24 protein-coding genes are annotated in these 22,970 nt (G+C 44.5%); all 24 read right to left on the bottom strand.

The features are described 5' to 3' along the window. Positions 1-17 precede the first annotated feature (17 nt). Entirely contained in the window at positions 18-950 is a 933-nt protein-coding gene (gene nadA, locus AC6I5A_RS10495) for a quinolinate synthase NadA (RefSeq protein WP_497900659.1), read from the bottom strand. Between the two features lie 63 nt (positions 951-1,013). Beyond that, positions 1,014-1,397 carry an aspartate 1-decarboxylase gene (gene panD, locus AC6I5A_RS10490; RefSeq protein ID WP_034615426.1) on the bottom strand — a complete coding sequence of 128 codons (384 nt, stop codon included), beginning with the start codon at positions 1,395-1,397 and terminating at the stop codon, positions 1,014-1,016. Beyond that, positions 1,390-2,247 carry a pantoate--beta-alanine ligase gene (panC, locus tag AC6I5A_RS10485; RefSeq protein ID WP_497900658.1) on the bottom strand — a complete coding sequence of 286 codons (858 nt, stop codon included), beginning with the start codon at positions 2,245-2,247 and terminating at the stop codon, positions 1,390-1,392. Before panC ends, panD begins: the two co-directional genes overlap by 8 nt. 5 nt (positions 2,248-2,252) lie before the next feature. After that, a complete protein-coding gene (locus AC6I5A_RS10480) occupies positions 2,253-3,155 on the bottom strand; it encodes a Rossmann-like and DUF2520 domain-containing protein (RefSeq protein WP_497900657.1) in 903 nt (300 codons plus the stop codon). A 628-nt stretch (positions 3,156-3,783) separates the two neighbouring features. Next, positions 3,784-4,251: a 2-amino-4-hydroxy-6-hydroxymethyldihydropteridine diphosphokinase gene (folK, locus tag AC6I5A_RS10475; RefSeq protein WP_034615419.1), complete on the bottom strand. Its 468-nt coding sequence runs from the start codon at positions 4,249-4,251 to the stop codon at positions 3,784-3,786. After that, a complete protein-coding gene (gene folB / locus AC6I5A_RS10470; protein WP_034615418.1) occupies positions 4,248-4,628 on the bottom strand; it encodes a dihydroneopterin aldolase in 381 nt (126 codons plus the stop codon). Before folB ends, folK begins: the two co-directional genes overlap by 4 nt. After that, the gene (gene folP, locus AC6I5A_RS10465; RefSeq protein WP_034615416.1) at positions 4,615-5,829 is read right to left on the bottom strand and encodes a dihydropteroate synthase; all 1,215 of its coding nucleotides are present in this window, start codon (positions 5,827-5,829) and stop codon (positions 4,615-4,617) included. The genes folB and folP overlap by 14 nt, the downstream gene beginning before the upstream one ends. A gap of 14 nt (positions 5,830-5,843) precedes the next feature. Continuing rightward, the gene (locus AC6I5A_RS10460; protein WP_034615414.1) at positions 5,844-6,548 is read right to left on the bottom strand and encodes a DUF881 domain-containing protein; all 705 of its coding nucleotides are present in this window, start codon (positions 6,546-6,548) and stop codon (positions 5,844-5,846) included. Further along, on the bottom strand, positions 6,548-7,258 hold the full coding sequence (locus AC6I5A_RS10455; RefSeq protein WP_034615412.1) for a DUF881 domain-containing protein: 711 nt from the start codon (positions 7,256-7,258) through the stop codon (positions 6,548-6,550). The genes AC6I5A_RS10460 and AC6I5A_RS10455 overlap by 1 nt, the downstream gene beginning before the upstream one ends. 179 nt (positions 7,259-7,437) lie before the next feature. Next, complete coding sequence (ndk, locus tag AC6I5A_RS10450; RefSeq protein ID WP_034615410.1) at positions 7,438-7,887, bottom strand: nucleoside-diphosphate kinase; 450 nt, start codon at positions 7,885-7,887, stop codon at positions 7,438-7,440. 25 nt (positions 7,888-7,912) lie between these two features. Next, positions 7,913-9,823 carry an ATP-dependent zinc metalloprotease FtsH gene (gene ftsH, locus AC6I5A_RS10445; protein WP_034615407.1) on the bottom strand — a complete coding sequence of 637 codons (1,911 nt, stop codon included), beginning with the start codon at positions 9,821-9,823 and terminating at the stop codon, positions 7,913-7,915. A gap of 77 nt (positions 9,824-9,900) precedes the next feature. Then, positions 9,901-11,373 carry a tRNA lysidine(34) synthetase TilS gene (gene tilS, locus AC6I5A_RS10440; protein ID WP_034615405.1) on the bottom strand — a complete coding sequence of 491 codons (1,473 nt, stop codon included), beginning with the start codon at positions 11,371-11,373 and terminating at the stop codon, positions 9,901-9,903. 367 nt (positions 11,374-11,740) lie between these two features. Then, positions 11,741-13,468: a formate--tetrahydrofolate ligase gene (locus AC6I5A_RS10435; protein WP_497900662.1), complete on the bottom strand. Its 1,728-nt coding sequence runs from the start codon at positions 13,466-13,468 to the stop codon at positions 11,741-11,743. 162 nt (positions 13,469-13,630) lie between these two features. Continuing rightward, positions 13,631-15,718 (bottom strand): SpoIIE family protein phosphatase, encoded by a 2,088-nt coding sequence (locus tag AC6I5A_RS10430; protein WP_034615402.1) that lies wholly within the window; start codon positions 15,716-15,718, stop codon positions 13,631-13,633. Between the two features lie 344 nt (positions 15,719-16,062). After that, a complete protein-coding gene (locus tag AC6I5A_RS10425) occupies positions 16,063-16,452 on the bottom strand; it encodes a S1 RNA-binding domain-containing protein (protein ID WP_034615399.1) in 390 nt (129 codons plus the stop codon). Positions 16,453-16,550: 98 nt separating this feature from the next. Next, on the bottom strand, positions 16,551-16,862 hold the full coding sequence (locus tag AC6I5A_RS10420; RefSeq protein ID WP_034615396.1) for an FtsB family cell division protein: 312 nt from the start codon (positions 16,860-16,862) through the stop codon (positions 16,551-16,553). Continuing rightward, complete coding sequence (locus AC6I5A_RS10415) at positions 16,837-17,079, bottom strand: sigma factor-like helix-turn-helix DNA-binding protein (RefSeq protein ID WP_034615393.1); 243 nt, start codon at positions 17,077-17,079, stop codon at positions 16,837-16,839. Before AC6I5A_RS10415 ends, AC6I5A_RS10420 begins: the two co-directional genes overlap by 26 nt. A gap of 149 nt (positions 17,080-17,228) precedes the next feature. Further along, a complete protein-coding gene (yabQ, locus tag AC6I5A_RS10410) occupies positions 17,229-17,723 on the bottom strand; it encodes a spore cortex biosynthesis protein YabQ (protein WP_034615389.1) in 495 nt (164 codons plus the stop codon). 47 nt (positions 17,724-17,770) lie between these two features. After that, positions 17,771-18,049 (bottom strand): sporulation protein YabP, encoded by a 279-nt coding sequence (yabP, locus tag AC6I5A_RS10405; protein WP_034615387.1) that lies wholly within the window; start codon positions 18,047-18,049, stop codon positions 17,771-17,773. A 655-nt stretch (positions 18,050-18,704) separates the two neighbouring features. Continuing rightward, a complete protein-coding gene (locus AC6I5A_RS10400) occupies positions 18,705-18,968 on the bottom strand; it encodes an RNA-binding S4 domain-containing protein (protein WP_034615384.1) in 264 nt (87 codons plus the stop codon). A gap of 85 nt (positions 18,969-19,053) precedes the next feature. Next, positions 19,054-19,329 carry an HU family DNA-binding protein gene (locus AC6I5A_RS10395; RefSeq protein ID WP_034615381.1) on the bottom strand — a complete coding sequence of 92 codons (276 nt, stop codon included), beginning with the start codon at positions 19,327-19,329 and terminating at the stop codon, positions 19,054-19,056. 91 nt (positions 19,330-19,420) lie between these two features. Then, complete coding sequence (gene yabN / locus AC6I5A_RS10390; protein WP_034615378.1) at positions 19,421-20,872, bottom strand: bifunctional methyltransferase/pyrophosphohydrolase YabN; 1,452 nt, start codon at positions 20,870-20,872, stop codon at positions 19,421-19,423. A 393-nt stretch (positions 20,873-21,265) separates the two neighbouring features. Continuing rightward, positions 21,266-21,829, bottom strand: coding sequence for a stage V sporulation protein T (gene spoVT / locus AC6I5A_RS10385; RefSeq protein WP_034615377.1), 564 nt, complete (start codon positions 21,827-21,829; stop codon positions 21,266-21,268). Between the two features lie 159 nt (positions 21,830-21,988). Beyond that, entirely contained in the window at positions 21,989-22,954 is a 966-nt protein-coding gene (locus tag AC6I5A_RS10380) for a peptidylprolyl isomerase (RefSeq protein ID WP_034615375.1), read from the bottom strand. Positions 22,955-22,970: the final 16 nt, after the last annotated feature.

Here is a 22,970-nt window from a genome sequence, read left to right as displayed (position 1 = left end):
CCCTGCTCTTTTACTGCCTACAAGGCCAGCATTCTCTCTAGTGCTTCTTTGGCTTTAACTCGTATTTCTTCTTTAACCGTAATACGGGGGGAAAGAGCAATCAGCGCATCTCTAACTTTAGCTAACGTTGTTAATTTCATATTCGGGCAAACCAAGCGTTCTGAAGCGAGATGAAATTCTTTATCCGGACAAACCTGATAGAGCCGATGTAAAATCCCTGACTCCGTCCCCACAATAAAATCATGACTCTCTGAGTTCTGAGCATACGCTATCAATCCTGCTGTAGAACTTATATAATCAGCTTCCTGGCAAATCTCTTCCCGGCATTCCGGGTGTACGATCACTTTGGCTAAAGGATGTTCCTTTCTGGCCTTAAGAATGTCTTCTTTCGTCAATCGGTCATGCGTTTTACAGTACCCAGGCCATAACTGAAGTGTTTGTCCAAGGATGCGTGCCACATAACGTCCAAGATTTTCATCCGGAATAAAGAGGATATCTTGTCCCTGTAAAGACTGTACTACTTTTACCGCGTTGGAGGAAGTGCAACAGATATCACTCTCCGCTTTTACTTCTGCAGAAGAATTAACATAACATACTACTTTGACTCCGGGAACCCTTTTTTTATAGGCCCGTAAACCTTCAGCATCAACCATGTCCGCCATAGGGCAACCCGCGTTAGCCTCGGGCAAGATCACAACTTTATCCGGTGCTAAAATTGCCGCACTTTCCGCCATAAAATGGACGCCGCATAACACAATGACTTCCGCATCGATTATGGCAGCTCGTTGACTAAGTTGCAAGGAATCTCCGACAAAATCGGCAATATCCTGAATTTCAGGCCTTTGATAATAGTGGGCTAAAATAACTGCTTTACGTTCTTTTTTAAGTATTTCAATTTCCTCGGCTAAAGCCTGACACAACCCTTCCGTCATTCCCCTTCCATGCTCCATTTCCTACCTCCCTCTAAATTGACGGGATCTTTCCTAAATACTAGGTCTTTCCGACTCTTTTTGTCAAGATTTTTGTCCATGGACTTCTTCTGAAGCAATCTTTATTTGATGGTTTTCTCCATCGACAAAGACAACTTTAGGATTATGCTGATGAGCTGCTTCATCGGTTAACATTACATAAGAAATAATAATTACTTGGTCCCCGACTTGCACTTGACGGGCTGCCGCGCCATTGAGGCAAATTACTCCGGAGTTTCTTTCTCCGGGAATAACATAAGTCTCAAGCCTTGATCCATTATTATTGTTTACAATCTGGACCTTTTCATTCGACAAGATATCCGCTGCTTCCATCAACGCGGTGTCAATTGTAATACTTCCCACATATTGAAGATTTGCCTCCGTCACGGTTGCTTTATGGATTTTAGATTTCATCATCATTCTAAACATGGGGATCAACCTCCATAATTTTGTTGTCAATCAATCGCGTTGATCCGAACTTAACCGCTAGAGCGATGAGCACCGGGCGCTCTATAATGGTTACTTCAGACAAATCTTCCGCATCCCGGACTTCCGCGTAGTCAATTATGCCATGGCACTGACGGGAGATTCTATCTCTTAACTGTTCTTCAATTACTCGTGCTGATCGCTCTCCTGCTCGCAAACACGTTTCCGCCTCGTTAAGACTCTGGGACAAAACCTTAGCTTCTTGCCGTTGTTCCGAAGTCAAAAAAACATTCCGCGAGCTTAACGCCAGTCCATCTTCCTCTCGAACAATGGCGACAGGGCAAACCTCAATTGGAAGATTCAGATCGCTTACCATGCGCCGGATAACTAAATATTGTTGATAATCCTTCTGCCCAAAAAAAGCTAAGTCAGGTTGAACAATATTAAACAACTTAATTACAACCGTTGCCACCCCTCTAAAATGTCCGGGGCGCATTGCTCCGCAGAGCACCGTATCCAGCTGACCCACCTCAACATAGGTGACAATCGGGCGAGGGTACATTTCCTCAGAAGTTGGATGAAAGAGCGCATCGACCCCTGCGGCTTTAACCAAATTGGAATCTCGCTCTAAGTCTCTTGGGTATCTTGAATAGTCTTCATTTGGACCAAATTGTAAGGGATTGACGAAAATACTAAGTACGATGAAGGCCCCGGTTTGTTTGGCCCGCTCAACTAACGCCAGATGTCCCCGATGCAAATAACCCATTGTGGGTACAAGTGCAATTTTTCGTCCCCGGCTTCTTTCCATGGTAATTATTTCACGCAGTTCAGTAATATGTGAAGTTCTCTTCAAGTCTATCACTCCCTTTCCTTGCCATCTCCATTCCCTGATTTTCCAAGTAATAATTTTAAAAAATATAATTCCTCCTGTGGATAGCTTAATCCCTGCAGGGCCTTTTTGTTTTCTCCTAATTCTAAAGCTTTTAACCCCAATCCCTGATAAATCTCCACAAGTTCCGGTGGCATATAATCTAAGTGACCTTGGACCACTTGAGCATCCCCGCGGGCAATCGGCCCAGTTAAAGCTTGGGGTATCCCTACCTGTTCCAAATTAGATAGTGTCCCTCTCATCAGAGGTAGCAAGGAGTCTAAAGCTTCCTCTCCTGGAATCCCTGCTTCAGCAAAAAGTTCTACAGCAAAAGAAGCAAGAACAACCAAATAATTAGAGGCTACGACTGCACCCGCATGATAGAGTGTCTTCTTTTCCGCCAGGATGTGATGTGGAATTCCGCCTAAATCCTTAACAATCTCCTCTCCGAGTTCCTCTTTGTCGCCTTCGATCCCGAAATGTGTTCCCGGAAGGATAGTCAACGCCTCCTCCACGCTCGCAAACGCCTGCAGGGGATGTAACGAGAGGTAACATACCGGTAAACTTTCCTTGACACGTAATACCTCTGAAGGGAGTGATCCTGAACAATGGATCCACACTTGTCCCGATTTTATGAGTGCATTTTCACTCAACTTCTCGGCGATCGATCGAATCACTCCATCCTGTGTGGTAATAAACAAAATATCAACGGCAGGAACAAGCTCTTCTATCGTAAGATGATCAATCTTTAGATACTTACGGAACCTAACATACGAGAGACGACTTCGGGTATGAACCCCTAAACATTCATGCCCCGCTTCTTCCAATCGAACGGCTAGGGCTGTGCCTACGATTCCAGTTCCAATAATCCCAAATTTCATCTCGACCTCCATAAGAGAAAGTTTCTTGGCCCGTTCGCACACGTTCCGTCGCTATTCACTTGTCGCTAAGGCTAAACCGCGTAACCTCTGGGCTTCTCTGAATGTGAACCAACGCGGTTCTTAACGCCTTATCGCCCGCACTCATTGACGCGACTCCTCTCTCCGTGCTCTCTAAGCCAAGAAACTTCCTCTGACTTGGGTCGCCGGGGAATGAAACGGGGAAGCTGTTTGCGTCTATGACGCAAATGCGCTTGCTTGTCCACTAATTATAAAATAAAAAAATCTAGGCTTGTACAAATCGTGAACCCTAATATAAATGAACAGATTAAAAAATACCTGCACCGAAAGTGGAGGTATTTCATTCTAACCCTCTGTCTCGGTCATTCAGATCCAAGCGGCTATGCGGTATAAGGACTTTTCAATTTTGCTTTCTTTCTAAATTCTACTCCATATAAGTCAGCTACCCAATACAGTACAACTCTTCCGATATTGTCTGATAAACATAGGGTTTATCAAGTTTTCAAGACCCCCCGCTTCTATAAGTGGGGGTGTGGTTCTTCGTAACTTCAGGTGGGGTAGAGTCCCCATCTGAAGCCCCGATGTTCAGTTTTAGCGTAAGCGAGTTCACTTTACTTCGCTCTTAGATTACAAGGGGGTGCACCTTTCCTTCCCCATATACCTCACTGATGGATCTTCCCGATGTCAACACAAGTTCCGGCGCGATCTCTCGCAAAGGGGCAAGTACAAAAGCCCGTTCTTCCAGATATGGATGAGGCAAGATTAATTTTTCAGACTTGCTAAATCTATTATCATAAATAAGCAGGTCAATGTCAATAGTTCGAGGACCCCAATGTACTTTGCGTTCTCGTCCAAGTTGATTTTCGATCTGCTGACAAACACCAAGGAGTTCCAAGGGCTCAAGTGATGTTTCAACCTCAATAACCTGATTCCAGTACAAGGGTTGGTTCATCAAACCCCAAGGCTCTGTTTCATAAATTCGAGAAGTAGCCATAACCTCTGTCAATGGACTCCCCAAAGCAGAGATCGCCTCTCCCAGATAATGGGCTCGGTCTCCTAAATTACTACCCAACCCTAAAAACGCTCTCATGCTCTCCTCTCTCCTGCCTCCCGCCAAATCTCCACCGAAACATCTCTATAAACCCCGGGAATCGGGGCTTGGGGTTTATGTACTTCAACCCGTACAGCCGTACAGGAAAACTGCCCCAGAACGCGCCCTGCTATATCCTCCGCCAAGTGTTCCAACAATTGATGACTATCTCCGGTAACACATGCCTTTATTACTTGATACACTTCTCCATAGTGGATAGTATCCCCTACTTGGTCTGAAGATCCTGCCTGGCTCAAATCAGCAAAAAGGTCCATATCGATTAAAAATCTCTGTCCTAAAACTTGTTCCTCGGGCAATACCCCATGGTAAGCATAAAATTCCAGTCCACGAAGATGAATAATGTCACGCCCCGACATAGTGAACTCCTCTCTGTCCCCGTACAACGGTATCGGCCATTTGCACTGCTCTGCGATTTGCTTGAACATCGTGGACTCGTATTAAATCTACGCCCGCAACAACCCCTAGAACGCTAGTCGCAAGTGTCCCTTCTAACCGCTCATCCACCGTCCGGTTCAATGTTTTTCCAATCATAGATTTGCGAGAAGTTCCCAGTAGTACCGGATGCCCAAGCGTTCTTAATTCCGCCAAGCGAGCCATAATCTCCAGGTTTTGCTCCGTTGTTTTTCCAAATCCAATCCCCGGGTCAACGATGATTTGGTCTCCGGATAATCCATGGGCTTCCGCCAATTCAATGCTTCTCCTTAAAAAAGTCAAAATATCCCCCATGAGATGATGATAGGTCGTGTCTTCTTGGTTATGCATTACGATCACAGGAACCTGGTATTCTCCGACAACCCTGACCATATCCTGGTCTTTTTGCAATCCCCATTGGTCATTGATCAGGTGAGCGCCCGCTTCGAGCGCTTTAGCCGCAACACTCGCCTTAGAGGTATCGATCGATACGGGGATCTCTTCCAATTCTAAAAGAGCTTTGAGTACAGGTTCCAGGCGCCGCCATTCTTCTGCGGCACTCACGCCCTCATGCTGAGGTCGTGTTGACTCAGCTCCAATGTCTAAAATATCTGCACCTTCTTCAACCATGCGTTTTGCTTGCGCGATTGCGCTTTCCAAAGAATAGTACCTGCCCCCATCCGAGAACGAATCCGGCGTTATATTCAAGATTCCCATGATCAGGGTACGCTGCCCAAGCTTTAGTTCCTTACCCCGACATTTTAAAAGACGGGTTTTCGAGGGTTCCAGAGCAGCTAGTAACTGCTTCAGGTCGTGCCCTATCTTCTGAAGCCCAAATGGTTGGGCTAATACTTTACTCGCAAGTTGCCCGAGTTGGCGTACCGTGCCAAGCAACATAACATCCGTGGCATCTATTTTATTGATAATAACATCCCGGTGTACAGCTGCATCTCCGCCTACCGCTAACATCTCTTGTTTTAAGATATGGGCTACCCATAACGGTACTTGTTCTAATTTAATCCCCCGCCCTAACGCTTTCCCAGCCATATGAGCTATTCCTTCGGGAGTAGACCCAATTTGCGTTAAAGCCATTATGGCTTCTGCCAAATTATCGAGAGTAACCCAGCGTAGGCCATACGTTTGCATAGTTTCACCCCCCCTTAAGGGATCAACGGTTTTGCTTGCTTAAATGAATATGCCCCCTTGTAAGATGGGATACGCACTATTTTTCTCGCAATACTCACCGTCAGACCATTTTGTTTTAGGTTTGAGGCTTCCAGTTTGGAAAAATAATCCAAGAGGGTGTCTTGATCCCCGATCGCATTCAGTTCATAGGAAATCCCTTCTGTACGATTTATTGGCACTTGGTTCACCAAGATGGTCGAACTTCCACTCAGCACAATCGCCGTCGAGCCAACGATCCGTTGGCCATTAATGCTGATTGCCTCAGCGCCCGCAAACTTCAGGGTGTTGATCATCCTGGCAAGGTCATCCGTACTGAGAGCGTAAGGAAAACCCTTTTTGTTGCGATCGTCAATGCTAATCTGAATCCCCGGGCCCTCTACCTCTTGCGTCCCTTCGAGCATTTGCAATTGGATCAGCTGAGCAAGAAGTTGGGGATCCGTCCCCACCCTTTTCCGCGCCGCATCCAATTTATCCAATAAATCGCGATGGTCTTTTTGAAGTTTGGTGTTTTGCGCCAGGGAATTTGACAGCACCGATTTCATTTGGGTCATCCGCTCCGCACTAATCTGCTCTGCTGCCGAGACATTTTTTTGGGTTTGAGCTTGAAGAGATATCAGAAAACCGAGGGCTATCGCCACCAGGGTGACAGGTAGAGCTAAGGCCCTTTTCCAGCGGTGCATTATGTTCCCTCCTTAACCGGTTCGGCATAATGATACTCCCGCAGTTTACCTGCCGGAATCACGACTTTGTCCAAGACATCGAGTTTACGGGTAATTCCATATTGCTGTTGGAGATCACCAAGTTTAAACCAGCCATAAAAGTTGAGCGCAGCCGATAAAGTATTCGCATCTCCAATAGCTTCAATCACATAAGGAGGCATTTGACGGGTCCCATTAATTTGGATGAACGAACCGGAACAAAATACCTCCGTATTTGTCGTCACGCGCTGACCATTGACGGCAATGGCTTCCGCACCGCCATTCCAGAGGGCATTAAAGATCTCGCGAATGTATTGTTCATGAATATAAAAGAGCCCCGGATCCTCTTGATCTTGAGCTGTGCGCTTTGAATCATCGAGAGTAATCCTTACACATGGACCGGTAACTGCAATCATGCCAGCATTCATTTGTGCCTCTTGAAGTTGCTGCTTTGCCAATGTCGATGCACTTTGACCTTGAGCATATTTATCCAATTCAAGTTGTAGCTTATCAATTTCCAGATAAAGCTGTTGATTCTCCTGTTCCGTTTGAATCAGACTAGGTACAGCGGTTTCCTGCAGCGCCACCTGGCTGCCGGTAACTCCCTGAGTTTTGAGCAGAATTATAAAAAGAAATCCAATCAAAATTGAAGCCGCCCCAAGTAGAGATCGTTCTCTTTTCTCCAACTGCATTTATCACACCTCTATACCGCCGGTTTTGGAAAAAGGACACCCCCTACAGGCGTCCCCCATTTATCCAATCGTAAGACTCCCACTTCTACAAGTGGGAGTGGGTCCCCCGTACCCTGCTTCGGTGGGGGTAGAATCCCCCACCGAAGTCTCGATGTTCAGCTTAAGCTGAACGAGTTCACTTATTCACTCAACCATTCATCGCCCACTTTAGGATAGTCTATCAGTTCTTCGGGTTTAAAATAAAGTGCAATCTCCCGTTCGGCACTTGTAACCGAGTCCGAGCCATGAATAATATTACGGCTAACATCCATCCCATACATTCCGCGGATAGATCCGGGACTTGCCTCCACAGGTTTTGTAGACCCCATTAACTGGCGGGCTAACGCAACTGCGTTTTTCCCTTGCCATACCATAGCAACGACCGGAGAAGACATAATGTAGGCAACCGTCGGCTCAAAGAACCCTTTGCCCCGATGTTCCGCATAATGTGCTTCAGCCAAAGCGCGATCCACTTGAATAAACTTCATCCCGGCGAGCTTGAAGCCCTTTTTCTCAAAACGAGCAATAATTTCTCCGACCAATCCCCGCTGAACCGCATCCGGTTTCAGCATAATAAATGTTTTTTCCATCCTTAGCTCTCCTTTTAGTCCAATTCTAAACATCTTGCTGATTTGAATTATTTACCGTATCTGGCGAACTTTCCACAGTTTCCAGAGTTTTTTCTTGATTTATCGGAACTTCTGCACTGTTTTCTGCATCTGCCTCAACATCAAATTTGGCCATGAGAGCGGCAAAGCTCGTGACATCCAAGGTTTCTTGTTCCATTAATGCTTCGGCAATAGCATGTAATTTATCAATATTTTCCTTTATCAAGTTTTGAGCCTTCAGGTAACACTCATCAATAATCCTGCGCGCCTCATTGTCAATTTCATAAGCCACTGCGTCGCTATAACTACGATCACGTGAAATATCCCGGCCAAGGAAGACCTGCTCTTCCTTGTGGCCAAAAGTGAGCGGACCGAGTTTTGACATCCCCAACTCAGTAATCATTTTACGAACGAGCCCAGTGGCCCGCTCCAGGTCATTTGAAGCACCTGTACTGATTTCCTGCAGTACCATAGCCTCAGCAACGCGACCGCCCAGTAACATTGTCACCTGATCCAGCAGTTGGGATTTAGTCATATAATTACGATCTTCTTTCGGAAGAAGAAGCGTGTATCCCCCAGCTCTTCCGCGAGGAATAATCGAAACCTTATGTAAGGGATCCGTATGAAGGAGGAGGTCTCCGAGTAATGCATGCCCTGCTTCGTGATAAGAAACGAGCTTCCTTTCGAAATCACTTATCACCCGGCTCTTCTTCTCAGGTCCTGCGATCACTCGTTCTATAGAATCTTCCAGCGCCTGCTGGCTAATTTGAGTTCCACTTCGACGAGCAGTAAGAAGTGCCGCTTCGTTAATCAAGTTGGCCAGGTCCGCGCCGGTAAAACCTGAGGTGCGGCGAGCCAGAACCTCAAGATCGACATCTTTTGCCAGCGGCATCCCTTTAGCATGTACTTTAAGTATCTCTTCGCGTCCTTTAACATCCGGAACATCAACAATTATTTGTCTGTCAAAACGGCCTGGGCGCAAAAGAGCCGGATCCAGGACATCCGCCCTATTTGTAGCCGCGATAATTATTACTCCCTCATTTCCGTTAAATCCATCCATCTCCACCAGAAGTTGGTTAAGAGTTTGTTCGCGTTCATCATGTCCGCCACCTAAGCCGGCACCCCGTTGACGTCCAACCGCATCGATCTCATCGATAAATACGATACACGGAGCGCTTTTCTTGGCTTGTTCAAATAAATCTCGCACCCGGGAAGCTCCAACTCCAACAAACATCTCCACAAAATCAGAACCACTGATGCTAAAAAAAGGCACGCCGGCTTCTCCGGAAATAGCACGGGCAAGTAAGGTTTTACCAGTTCCGGGAGGTCCAAAAAGTAGAACCCCCGTGGGAATCTTCGCCCCCAATTCCTGAAACTTCTTTGGAAACTTCAAAAACTCAACCACTTCCTGAAGCTCCTCTTTTACCTCGTCCGCGCCGGCAACATCGGCAAAGGTTACCTTTTTCTTATCTTCTCCGACTAATCTTGCTTTGCTTTTTCCAAACTGCATCACCCGATTGCCGCCACCCTGGCTTTGTTGCATCATAAAGAAGAACAACAGAACGATGAGGAGCATGGGAAGCATTGTGGAAAGTAATCCCACCCACCATTGAGGTTTCGGAGGTTCTTCAACGAGGTAGGGAAGACCGTGAGCATACAAATCCGCCGTAAGTTGTGGATCCGTTCCCAGCCCAATCACCTCATGCTTTTTATCGTCTTTCATCGTAACAGTATACGTAATGGTATTGTCTTCAATAACAGCCGTGACATCTTTAACCTGGTCCTCAACAACAGCTCTTTTAAAAGCGTTGTAGTCCATTTCTACCTCTTTACTAACGGGAGGAGTCGACCATTTTATAAACACAATCGCCATGAGAATTATCAGTATATAAATTGCCGCATTTTTAAAAAACTTCAAGTATGGTACACCTCTCTTGTGTATAAACCTCTTCATTCTGAAGCAATTCCTCATATTATACCACGCAGTATTGAGTTTTACAATGAATTCAAATTAGAACCCGAAGCCTGCGGTTTGAGAACGCAATAAACCCTTTCGGTGTTCTGGTAGGGTCGACACAGACTGCTTTGGCGAACACCGGGAATCCAGAGCACTTCTGCACCGGAGGCGATCAACGGTAGTCCGTTTCTTGCTTTAACAGAAATATTTTCTTCCTGAAAAACCTTTTTTAGAGATTTATGTCCAACACCCTGAAACCACATTCTGTCTCCTTGCCGCCGAGTACGACACACCAACCGGTCCGAAAACCGGCCTAAAAGATCACGGCTAAAAACCGCCACCTTGTGCTCCTGTCTATCGAAAGTTGCGTTCGCTGGGGAAAGATTCCATTCCTCCAACAACCCGATTTCCAACTTCAAACTTGGGATTTTGGACCAGTGCCCCATGTCCAAAGCGATTTCTGGAAAGGCTGCATTCAGCATCTGTTGGCCATGCATATTTACGACGTCGCCAGGCTCCCCAACAGAGCCAACATCACGGTTAAACCAAATCCCCTCATCTGAAATTTTAACTGTCAGACCTGGCAAATCCTGCATCCAACCAGGCTTTCCCTCAGAGCCCATGATTTTCGCAACATAAGCAAACCCTAACCCTCTGGGTTCTTTGGTAATCAGCATTGCCGCTCTACGCAATAGGCGGGAAAGAATCGCTGCAGGCTCAGTAAAGATATCGCGACTTAAGCCGATCGTATTGACAGGGTCATTAATGCTATAAATGCGGTAATGTTTCCAGACCGTCTCTACTTGCCGGGACAAATATTCTTCATCCCAGCGAAGAAGTTCTCCTGTACGCCCAAGCGCCTCTTGAATTCGAGGATTGTAATTTTTCTCCAATTCAGGTAATAACTCTATGCGGATTCGGTTACGGTCATATACTAACTCTTCATTTGAACGATCAAGTGCATACGGCAGAGCTTCCCGCGCACAATAATTCAATATATCCGCTTTCCTAAACGTCAGCAGGGGGCGAATTATCGAGCCCTTGGTTGGATATATTCCAGCCAATCCTGCCGTCCCACTCCCTCGAAGTAACCTATAAAGAATCGTCTCAGCTTGGTCCCCAAGATGGTGGGCTGTTGCAAGAAGGGTGCATTCCTCCTTGCGCATATCCTCTTTCCAACGAGCATAACGCCATTCTCTGGCCGCCTCTTGAAAAGATTGGCCCATAGTTTTGGCATATCCCTTTGCATCGAAACGATGGACTATGCAAGGGATCTTCCACTTAGCCGCCATTTTCTGAACCAAGTGAGCTTCATTATCTGAATCTTTCCGAACCCCGTGATGAACATGGCTTAATACTAAGGAGACCCCCCTTGACTGTTCTTCTCGAACATATCGCCAAAGAATATGACTTAAAGCCATCGAGTCCGGTCCTCCGGATACTGCGACCATGACTTTAGCGTTTGGGGGAATCATTTGAGGTAATACGCGTGTGCGCAGTTTTTCGTACATTCCTTTGGCCCCCTTCCCCGAACAAAACGCAAAACAACTGTCGCTAACATTTACAACCTTAACATTCTCTCCACTTAAACACAACGGCATACTTAACGAAACTGAAACTCCCCCCTGCTAATACTCCGAAAAATACCATACTCTTTACATCTGAGAATGGGGCTGTGTCATAAGTAAATTCCTTATGAAAACAGCCCCACTTTTTGTATTAGATTGTCTTTAATTTTATTTGGTCTTCCACTGGATAGCTTGATTATTGTTAATCAATAAAACTCATACCGCTTTATTTATAGGGACTGTGTTTGCACACAGCCCCTTACGTCTAATAACTGCGGAAGGGTTTCATAAATTGCCCATATAACTATCCCTAGAACAAGCCCCTAACTTTACCGGTTTTGGTATCAACGTCAATTCTTCTATAAGCAGGATCGGAACCTGTACCAGGCATTAAAGTGATTGTCCCAGCCATGGGGCAAAGAAATTTGGCTCCACCATAAACTAAGATATCACGAATTGGTAATCTCCAGCCCTTCGGTACTCCTTTTAACGCAGGATCATGAGATAAGCTTAAATGGGTTTTGACCATCATTGTGGAGAAATCTGCATAATTCGGATCTCTTTCAAAGCGCTTAGCTTTCGCTTCGGCTTCCGGATACCAATCTACGCCGTCTGCACCGTAAACCTCTTTGGCAATGAGTTCAACCCGTTGCCGGAGAGGCATCTCCAACGGATAGAGGAATTTGAAATCTACAGGTTCGTTACAAGCATCAATAACGGCATCCGCTAATTCTAAGGCACCCTCTCCGCCTTTAAGCCAATGATTGGAGTGGGCACAACGCGCCCCTGCCGCGTTAACAATTTTCTTAACCAGGTTAATTTCTGCTTCGGTATCAGTGAAGAAGCTATTAATACATACTACAGGGATAATCCCCGATTTCTTAACAACTTCAAGATGGTGAAGTAGGTTAGCGCACCCTTTTTCCACGAGTTCAAGATTCTCTTCGACGTACACATCGGGTAACGGATGCTCAGTTACCACAGCCGGTCCGCCTCCGTGCATTTTCAAGGCTCGAATTGTGGCCACAAGGACAGAAACATTTGGTTTAAGTTCGCCCAGGCGAACTTTAACGTTCCAGAACTTTTCAAAACCAATATCTGCCGCAAATCCACTTTCAGTAACATGATAATCAAACATCTTCAGACCAAGTCGGTCAGCGATAACTGAAGATTGTCCAATAGCAATATTGGCGAACGGACCGGCATGAACCATAATCGGTTGACCTTCAGCTGTATAACAAATCGTCGGATTAATCGTGTTACGCATCCAGGCGGTCATAGCTCCGTCTACTTCCAAATCTTTGGTAGTAACCGGCTTACCTGTTTTACTATAAGCAACAATAATATTGCTCATCCGCTCTCTTATGTCGGTAAGATCTTTGGCAATTGCCAAAATAGCCATCAACTCTGAACCAGGGGCAATACCAAATTTTGATTGCATTTGGAAACCATCTTTTTTTCCACCAATACCCATTATGATATTTCTCAAGCCTTGAGCTGCGAAATCAATAACCCAGCCCATTTCTACATTCTTCGGATCTATGTCTAAACGGGTCAAGCCTCGTTTACTTAACTCTTCATCAGTATAGTTAGCCTCATGCTGCATCCTGGCATTAAGAGCGACCATACAAAGGTTGTGGGCATTCATAATATCATTGATATCCCCGGTTAGTCCTAAGGAAAACTCAGTCATTGGTATTAATAGAGCATTTCCACCGCCGGCAGCAGTCCCCTTAATATTCATAGTCGGTCCGCCAGAAGGCTGTCGTATTGCCCCGCCGGAATTCATACCTCTCTTGGCAAGTCCTTCAATCAGACCTATAGTAGTGGTCGTTTTTCCTTCGCCTAAAGGTGTCGGTGTAATAGCGGTAACTTCAATATATTTGCCATCTGATTTATCCTTGAGGCGACCCATCAATTTCAAAAAGTCCACTTTTGGTGTTCTTCTGTAAGGAATCAGCTCATCTTTTTCGAGTGACAGTCTTTCAATCAATTCATCAATAGTGGGCATGTTTTTTTCGGCCTCTTCGGCAATCAGTCAATCCTTTAGTACAGTTGCATCCCAAACCATTAAATCCCCTCCTTTACTCAAATTTTTGTTTTTTCTCCGATTTTTGTTCTTCCTCCTGAACTACGATTCGATAAATATTTTCTTTTTCCTGCTTGCTACCTGATTTAAGTACCTGGGTTGACCCTAATGCTACTCGTTCCAATAGTTCTTTCGTATAACTAAGATAATTCCATCGTCATCTAAGACTCCCCCGCTCAAACGGCGTGCTTCCTGTCCGATAAGGTCAGCAATGTCCTGAGATTTATCTATCGTAGTTTTCTCCAGAAAATCCCGAATCCAATCCGTCCCTTCTTTTGAAACGTCTTGTACCCCATCCGTCAATAAAATCAGCGTTTCCCCGCTCTGCATCTCCGCCTCAATAACAGGTATATCAATCTGGTTTAAGATACCAGCCGGAAGGCTTGACGATGCAAAAGATTTCACGCCATCTTCACCGACCAGGTAGGAGGCGGACGCTCCCACTTTAACTAACTTTAGATTAGGAGATTCTAAATCTAAAATTGCCATATCAATTGTTACGAAACTTTCTTCCGGGGAACGCAAGACCAGGATGGAGTTAAGTGCTTGAATTGCGCCTTCCGGTTCAAACCCTGTAGTAAGAAGTTGCTCAAGGAGGGTTAACGCAGTAGCACTCATCTTAGAAGCATTCTCCCCGACACCCATTCCATCACTTAAAATAAAGGCATGCTGAGTTGACGAGAATGCTATAGAAGCATAGTTATCCCCACTCATTCCGTTTCCAGTTTTCGTAAATGTAGTTACACCCACATCCAGAAAGTGGCGACGGCGGCGAGCTAAATTTGATGGTTTTACTACTTCCCAGTTATGCTGTGAATGAAGTTCTTTGGCAAGATTTCCGATGACCTGCGAAACGTTGAGAAACTGACGAGACAAAGCCTCTTGATTGAGGAGCAGACGACGACGCCATATTTCCTGGTTCTTCTCTTGCTCAATAATAAATTGCACTCCCAATAGCATTTCTTTTAGTCGTCCGCAATGACGTTTCCATTCGATCGGTAAAGTCTGTAATTTGACATCTGTATCATTCTCTACCAAGCCAAAAAGATCGAGGAAAATATGGTAGGTTTTATAAAACTCTCGGTTCCAACAAGCATCCATGGTCGGGCATGAATGACATACACGTTCAACCAAAACATTCATCAGTTCGGCAATTTCTGGGCGCATCTCGAAAGATTCCGCCTCAGCCGCTTGATAGCTCAGAGCAATTTGATCAAAGATTTCCGCCAGTGTCTTTACCTTGGAAACAGTGGTTTCTACCTCAGGAATTATCTGTGGTTTCGAAAAATTATTTTGGGAAGTTGCTCCCGGCCATAGAAGAAATAAAAATAAACCAACTATAGAGGAAATAAGTTGCGTATAGATTGCCTCTTGTCTCAAAAAGACCGTTAGCATCAGCATAACAGCAATGAATGCCGTTCCTATTCCTAACTTGCCAAACCGGCGAAATACACCCGTACAAAAACCCGCTAAACCGTAGATCCCCGCATCCATTAAATTTTGGGTATTGATACTGGTTAATTGGGGCATAAAACCCAGTATTGCTCCAACACCTGCCGAAGTCCCTGCTCCGTACCGCTCTGAAACAAATAGAATAAAAAAACTTAAACATACCACGGAGAAATTTATCCCCAAAATCAGTACCCCTTGGAGACCACTAATCACACCGATAAGAATTACAAGCCAGGCAATTCCTTGTTCACGCTGGAATTCACCTCTCCAGATAGCCTCCTGATGACACATTGCATACCGAAAAATGATCGTAAACCCTCCAGCAAGTACACTATGAAGGCCGACTGAGAAAAATGCATAGAGATTGGGCTTTGCTAGGCTTATAGCTAGAGAAGAAATTAAGGCTACCAGTAAACCTGTCAAGGCAGCCAAATATATCCCCTCGTGCTTTTTATTGCGCAAAGCGGGTATAAGCACCGTCAAAACTGCTAACATTATCCCAACTTGTAATGTAAAGGATACGTCACCCAGTGAAATGACACCAATGAGAATACCGAGAATGCCGAATATTGCCCCCCTCTCTCCCCTCATGAGCAAGGCCGACCCGAACGCAACCCCGAAGGGATATAAGCCCAAAATGCTGCCCCGTGCCAACAACCCTCCCAATAATAGTGGAAAAACCGCACTTTCGATTGAAATCCTGCTACGCAGGCCTTGATCTAATTTCAACGTTGCCCATTCTGCCATAATATCACCCCTTGCCCATTTTATGGTAATATTATAGCCTACATAGATGGCAAAGCTTGTCTAGTAAAGTCACTCATGCGCAACAACTTTCGACGCAGTTCATAATAAATCTCGCGAATACTTTGGGATAACCCTATGGCTCTCCTAAATATACCTGCATTTTCATGAAGAAAACTTACTCAGCGGGGTTACTCCCCAAGAGATAGTATTTATACGTCAAGTAAAGGGGGACCCAAAACTTATACTTTCTGCCCTGAAAATGACCTATTTTCATTCATCAGTGGTGCCGCAAAGCGGCATGGTAGTCTGATACGTATAAAAAACCGCCTTCCGGCGGTTACAACCTAAGATCTACTTGAACCTCTGCCTCCACGTTTAGAGTCTGTTGCACGACGAAATTCTGTCTGACGCTCATCACTGTCTTTTATAAACTTAGCCAATTTATCCTCAAAGGACACCGTTGGTGGAAGACGGCGTTCACGACCCACATTACGAACAGTGGGATTTGCTTGTTTGATTGAGAGTCCAATTTTTCCTTTTTCATCAACATGAATAACCTTTACTTTAACATGATCCTGTTCCTTTAAATAATCTCGGACATCCTTGACATAGGCATCCGCGACTTCTGAGATATGTACGAGACCGGTTACTCTATCCGGTAACTCAATAAATGCTCCGAAATTCGTGATCCCAGTAACGACTCCTTCAACAATACTGCCAACGTCAATGGCCATACGAAGTAAACTCCTCCTTGTGATGATCTATCTATATCTACTCTCTATTATATGCAGCACATTTCACGCCTGTCAAGGTTATGAGCCCCATGTAGGTACTAATTCTTGGGAGAAATGAGAATTTCACCTCGTTTTACAAGTCCCAACTGCTCTCGGGCTAATTTTTCGATGTAACTTGGATTGTTTAATTGCGCAATTTCATCGTTAAGAAGTTGTTCCTGTTGAAGTAAGGTTATCTTTTCTTGATTCAAATGGGCTAATTGTCCTTCTACCTTAGAATGAAGTTTCCATATCTGCCATGCGGAGCTTCCGACTACAGCGATCATAAAGCATAGAACGAAAATAGTACCGCAACGAAGTCGAACCCTCGGTCGATTTTGAGTTTTAATCTTCTGACGAGCCCTCTTCATCCAGTTCCCCTCCCCCTAAACCAAGCTCCCCGCCTGGAATAATACAAACAATCTCATACCCTTTGCTTCTTGCACGGGTTAATAAAGTTGCCACAGAACTCTGACTGAGATGGAGTTGTTTGGCGATGTTTTCAAAAGATTTTCCACTTTCTTTGAGGATCACCGCTTGGCGTTCCCGAAAACTTAGTTTTTCCAAACCCCGAATTTCTATTTGCACTGTGGCACACCCTTGCTGATAAGTAATCCACAAGTGTGGATAAATATGTGGACAAACCACCTACAAAACATTTACATACTATGGACAATTAATTAATATAACTTCATTATAGCCATTCCCTCTTAGGTAATCAATCCCTCTGTTAAAATTCATCTATTTATCCTAGGTGGTATGAGATTATTCCACCACCCTTTCAGCTTCTTTTTGATATACGTGATTAGTTCTAGAAGGAAAAACTCTCCGATTCGATAGAGAAGCATGCTAAACCATTCCAATATCGCATAGGGCGGCCGCATAATAAGAACAAGCCCCCTTATTGGAATCTTTATCCCCCTATAGATAAGTTCTGCAAGGTAGTTTATAACCCTATAGAGTCCAAAATAGAAGCGTACGGAAAAGCGGCTCAATAATCTTAAATATAGGACCAACCCCAGCACGCTACCCCAAATAATATAAAAACGAAAGGCTAGCGCATTTGCTCTTTCAAAAAAGTTGAAAAGAATATACAATGCCGCAAGTGAAAAGAATATATCCCCTATAAAGGTCAAAACCTGTCCCCAGCCTTGCCAACGTCGAAAAGAACGATAAAAGTCAAAAACAAAGCCAACGGCTGCTCCAGCCACAATTACCCAAAAAAACGTCACGAATTCTGAGATTGCTCTTCCTCCTCTCTTCTGACGATGGAGGCTTATTAACGAAAAATCCGGTTCATTAATCCTTGACGGGAGTCACCACTCGTATTGCGATGATAGATTAAAGCACCGACCTGGCCCTGAAGATCAATCAGACCCTCTTCGAGATTAAGCAGTTTGATACCCAGCTGTTCCCCTTTGATACTCAATATCCCAAGTTCAGTTTCAAGAACAATTTCCTTGGGGCCAAAGGACTGCACCTTCCGTACTCCTGTCAAGGCAATTTGTTCTCGATTTTCCATGACAAGGCGATGTCCCTTGCCAACTTTGTCCGCCATGCCCCATCCCCCTAACTCTTTTTCTTCTTAAACCCTATTCACCTTGCACGTCCTTTAGAAGGGGAGTCAGTTTATTAGCACGGTCTTAGCAACCTGCGGCGATAAGTGATCGTCGTGGGTCTGCGCCTTGGCGATAGTCTCCACCGGAGACTATCGTGTTCCATCGCTATTCACTTGTCGCTAAGGCTAAAACTCAAAACCTCTGGGCTTTCTGCAAGTGAACCGTTGAGTTTCTTCACCTTATCGACTGCGCTCATTACGCGATTCCTCTCTCCGTGCTTCCTAAGCTAAGAAACTTCCTCGGGCTTGGTTGACGGGGAGGTTCGGAACGGGGGTGGGTACTCACTAGATTTAGCCCGACATACTCGGTCAAGGGGGGGAGGCTGTTCATTCTCCCAAATACTTGCTTTTCCTTAATAACAGATATTGAATCAAGCAGAAAAAATGGTTAAACTAAAAGTTCAACCATCAAATTATGTCTTATAAGAATGCACTCTTTTGAGTGCCTTCTTTGGAGCATACCATATTGCATTTACAAAGCTTTGTATTTCTGTACAAACATATTTATCACTGCGGCATCAATCGGATAGTTTCTATGTTGTCTTGCAACCTCCGCATTTAGCAAAACTCCCTATAATATACTCGACGAATTACCTTAAGACTCGGCCTTTCTTTCATCACGAATCAATTCGTAGAGGGTTTGCGCTTCATTAGCCCTTACACTGTTCGGAGTCGCCAAGACCTGGACTTCGAGAATATGTTTCCCCATTTCCAGGGTGATGCGGTCCCCGATCTTGACTTCCGCCGAGGGTTTTACTACCCGTCCGTTTATTGCGATCTTTTCCCCAACACAGACATCTTTGGCAACCGTGCGTCGCTTTATCAGGCGAGAAACTTTTAAATATTTATCGATCCGCATACATGCATACCCTTCCTCATTGTGATACGCAAAATCAGGCTCCAGAAAGGACCTGGAACCTGATTCTGTAATAATGTCCGCAGACTCATTTTTGGACCGCTTCTTTAAGAGCCTTCCCTGCCTTGAAACCGGGTACCTTAGCCGCTGGAATCAAGATAGTTTCCTTCGTTTGAGGATTTCTTCCCGTCCGTTCCGCACGATCTTTGACTTCGAACGTCCCAAAACCAACCAGTTGGACTTTTTCGCTTTGTGCCAAGGATTGCTCGATTGTAGCAAAAACGGCACTAACAGCCTTTTCGGCATCCTTCTTGGACATGTCCGCCTTCTCAGCAACAGCACTAATTAATTCAGCCTTATTCAAAAATAGTCCCTCCTAAATAACTGATCTTATCACGACACTCTATATTTCGTGATAAATAATCAATCTCCTGCTTTTTATCATCTATATTACATTAATTTACCACTTTTTCTTGAGATTTAGCTTTTTCCCAAAACACATCCATTTCATCCAGAGGTAATTGTTCTAAATCCAGACCGTCTTTTCGAGTTAATTCAACCATTTTCAGGAAACGACGTTGAAACTTATGTATGGTATCCCTTAGAACTTCTTCCGCATCAAACTTTAAAAATCGAGATAAATTGACAATGGAAAACATCAAATCGCCTAATTCTTCCCGTATTCCTATACCCTTAGACAAAGCACTTTTCAGCTCTTGTAATTCCTCCTGCACTTTCCCCAAAGGCCCATCAATATTTGACCAGTCAAACCCGACCTTAGCCACTCTACGTTGGGTTGAAGAGGCCCACATGAGTGCCGGTAACCCTAAAGGATCATTGAAAAAAGCTAACTCATCATTTCCGCTTGTCTTCTCTAGCTGCTTAATTCTATCCCAAGTCAAGATCACATCATCGGAGGACTCTACCTTCTCCTCCCCGAAAACATGGGGATGCCTGCGAATCAGTTTATGAATGACCCCTTGAAGTACGTCTTGAATATCGAATTCCCTAGCTTCTGAAGCAAGTTGAGCATGAAAAACAACTTGCATTAATAAGTCTCCCAACTCTTCGCACAAATTATACATATCATTTTTCTCTATTGCGTCGAGAACTTCATAACTTTCTTCAATCAGATACGGTTTTAATGTATCATGTGTCTGTTCAATGTCCCATGCACACCCTTGCTCAGAACGCAATAAAGCCATTACTTTGGTCAACCTGGAAAAGGAGATAACATCTGAGTTCGGCGGCAAAATTATCGTCGTCAAATGATCGTAGGTCCCATGATCCATCTTGAAGAGTGGAAGCTTGTCCACCTGTTCGCCGGGGGTGCCAAGGGCTTTTGTAATATACACCCATGCATCATCCGGATAAGAACTCATGAGGTCCAATTTGACCTCTGAGGCAATTAATTTATTATACACTTGGGGAATAATCAGCCATTCCTTTCCCGTCAGTCCAACATCTTTTAGCGCATCATTATTTCGTATTAGTACCCCGTCAATCGGGTCGAACTTTAAGGCTCTAAAAATTTCATCTATAAAGCTCATTGCCGGATGAATCACTACCTCATATTCCTGCGCAAGCTTTTCGATGATAAGTTGTACTGTCTTCTCAGCAACCATGGGATGTCCAGGAACCACGTAGATAACCTCAGAGCCCTTTCCCAACTCTTTACGCAACTGCTCGGTAATGCTTTCATACACCTCCTCGAAGGAAGGTTTCGTGGCATAGATCTCATCAAATGATTCTACACATATACCCTCGGCCATCAATTCCTGAACACAGGTATGCTCTAAAGTTCGTGCAAAAATCTTCTTCGCACCGCATATACGACGGTAGTTTCCAATGGTTAACTGTTCAAGTCCGGAAGGACCTAAGCCCATAACATGAAGACACGAGGACATTTTTCACCTCCTAAGCGTATTTTACCATAAACTTTCTAATAAAAAAATCTCTATTAATGCTTTCTTCCATACTATTATAATACCAAATTTCCAAGTAAAGGAGTACCCCGAAAACTTATACTGTCTGCCTTGAAATAACCTTTTTATTCATCTGTAGTGACGCGCAGCGGCATGGGAGTCTGATATGTCTAATAAAAATAAAGCGGCTAGACCGCTTTATTTTTATCTCGTCCCTTCCCGCCATACGGCATCTAGCCATCCATGGCGATGGTCTCTTCCCGCCATCCTGCAAGAAGGCTAATCCGTGCGAAGACAGTGTCTTCGGGCCAGCGGTCCCTTCTCGCCGTCCATGGCTACAGGGACACTCGGCCATCCATGGCCAGCGCTTTATGGTTATTGTTCCATCTGCTTTGCTAAAAATCCGGCCGCTGTCTCGACTAATTTAATCTCCAACTCACCCATTTTCATATTTGGCTCTTTGGATATGAGCATTACAGCACCTATCGGATCCCCTTGCGAAATAACCGGGGCAATGACTTCACTGGTATACTTGCATTTGTCCTCTTCCTCATTTTCAGGACAGCCTTTACACAAGGCATTCTCCCCAGAATTGCCGATATGAATGGTTTTTCTTGACTCCATGGCTTGTTCTATGACGGGTCCTACCGCTTTATTCAGATACTCCTTCTTTGATGCTCCCGATACTGCAATAATCGTATCACGATCTGAGATACAAGTAATATGCCCTGTTGCCTCGAAAAGCGAATCAGCATATTCCTTAGCAAATTCTCCCAATTCACGGATAGGGGAATATTTCTTGAGGATGACTTCCCCTTCCCGATCTACAAAAATCTCTAACGGATCTCCTTCCCGAATACGAAGAGTCCGACGAATTTCCTTTGGAATAACGACACGACCGAGGTCATCAATTCTTCTTACGATACCTGTTGCTTTCATAAACGCACCTTCCTCTTTTTGTCATTCCCGAAACTCATTTCGCACTTGCTTTTTGAACCATAAATTCAATGATAGTATATATCTAGGGATTGCTATTTATTCATTTTTTTCCAATCTAAAACAAAAGAAGGCAACTATAGTTACCTCCTTCACCTATTATTAACTTGCTGGCTGATATTCCTTTGCATATTCAATTATTGCATTCTTACGCAGATCGTCAAAATACGTCTGGTACTTTGCATCTTGTGCCACATTCAAGACATCTTGTGCCACTTGAGCTTTCACCTTGGCATAGTCTGCGACTGTTGCAGGTATGTGCGCATCAACCCAGATCACATGATAACCAAATTCCGTTTTTACAGGGGTTGTTGAAAATGTACCTGCTTTCTGGGCAAATACCGCTGTTTCAAATTCCGGAACCATTTCCCCCTTCGTAAAGGTTCCAAGATCTCCACCCGATTCTTTGGCTCCATCCTCAGTGGACTTGTCTTTAGCGAGCTGTATAAACAGAGGAAGGATTGCTGCTTGGTCCTTAACCGCTGTAAGCTGCGTAATAATCGCTTTCGCTTCATCTTCCATTTCAACCAGAATATGATGAGCTGTTACACTTTCAGGCCGGCTGTAACGAGCTATGTTTTTATCAAAAAAAGCTTTAACCTCACTGTCGCTCGGCACTTTAACATCAGCCGTTACTTTCTCATAAACCGTCAATAAATTCCTTAAATCGGCTTCCGTCATACCCTGTTGTTTTAGAGTATCTTGAAAATTAACATCATCCCCTATATTTTTTCTAATGGTTGACTCCTGCTCTTTGATTTTTGCATCCTCTGGATCAAGCTTTTGATTCTTCACTTCTTGAGCTATAAGCTTGGCGTCGATTATACGTTCTAAAAGCTGGCTTTTTATCTGAGGTAAAGCTTCTTTACCCTCCTCTGTGTCAAATTTCGCACCTTGTTTTTCATAAGTCTTTTGCACTTCGGCAACTCGGGCCTCATAATCCTTAATCAAAATTGAATCTCCGTTAACTTTTACCGCCCATTTACCGCTAACCAACGAAGAACATCCCGTTGTCACAAGTATCAAGGCCAGGACTCCGAAAATGATCCCCCCCCAAGACTTTTTCATCCAGACACACCCTTTC

This window comes from Desulfosporosinus sp. Tol-M2, assembly GCF_059735615.1.
This window is presented reverse-complemented; position numbering and strand designations above follow the sequence as displayed.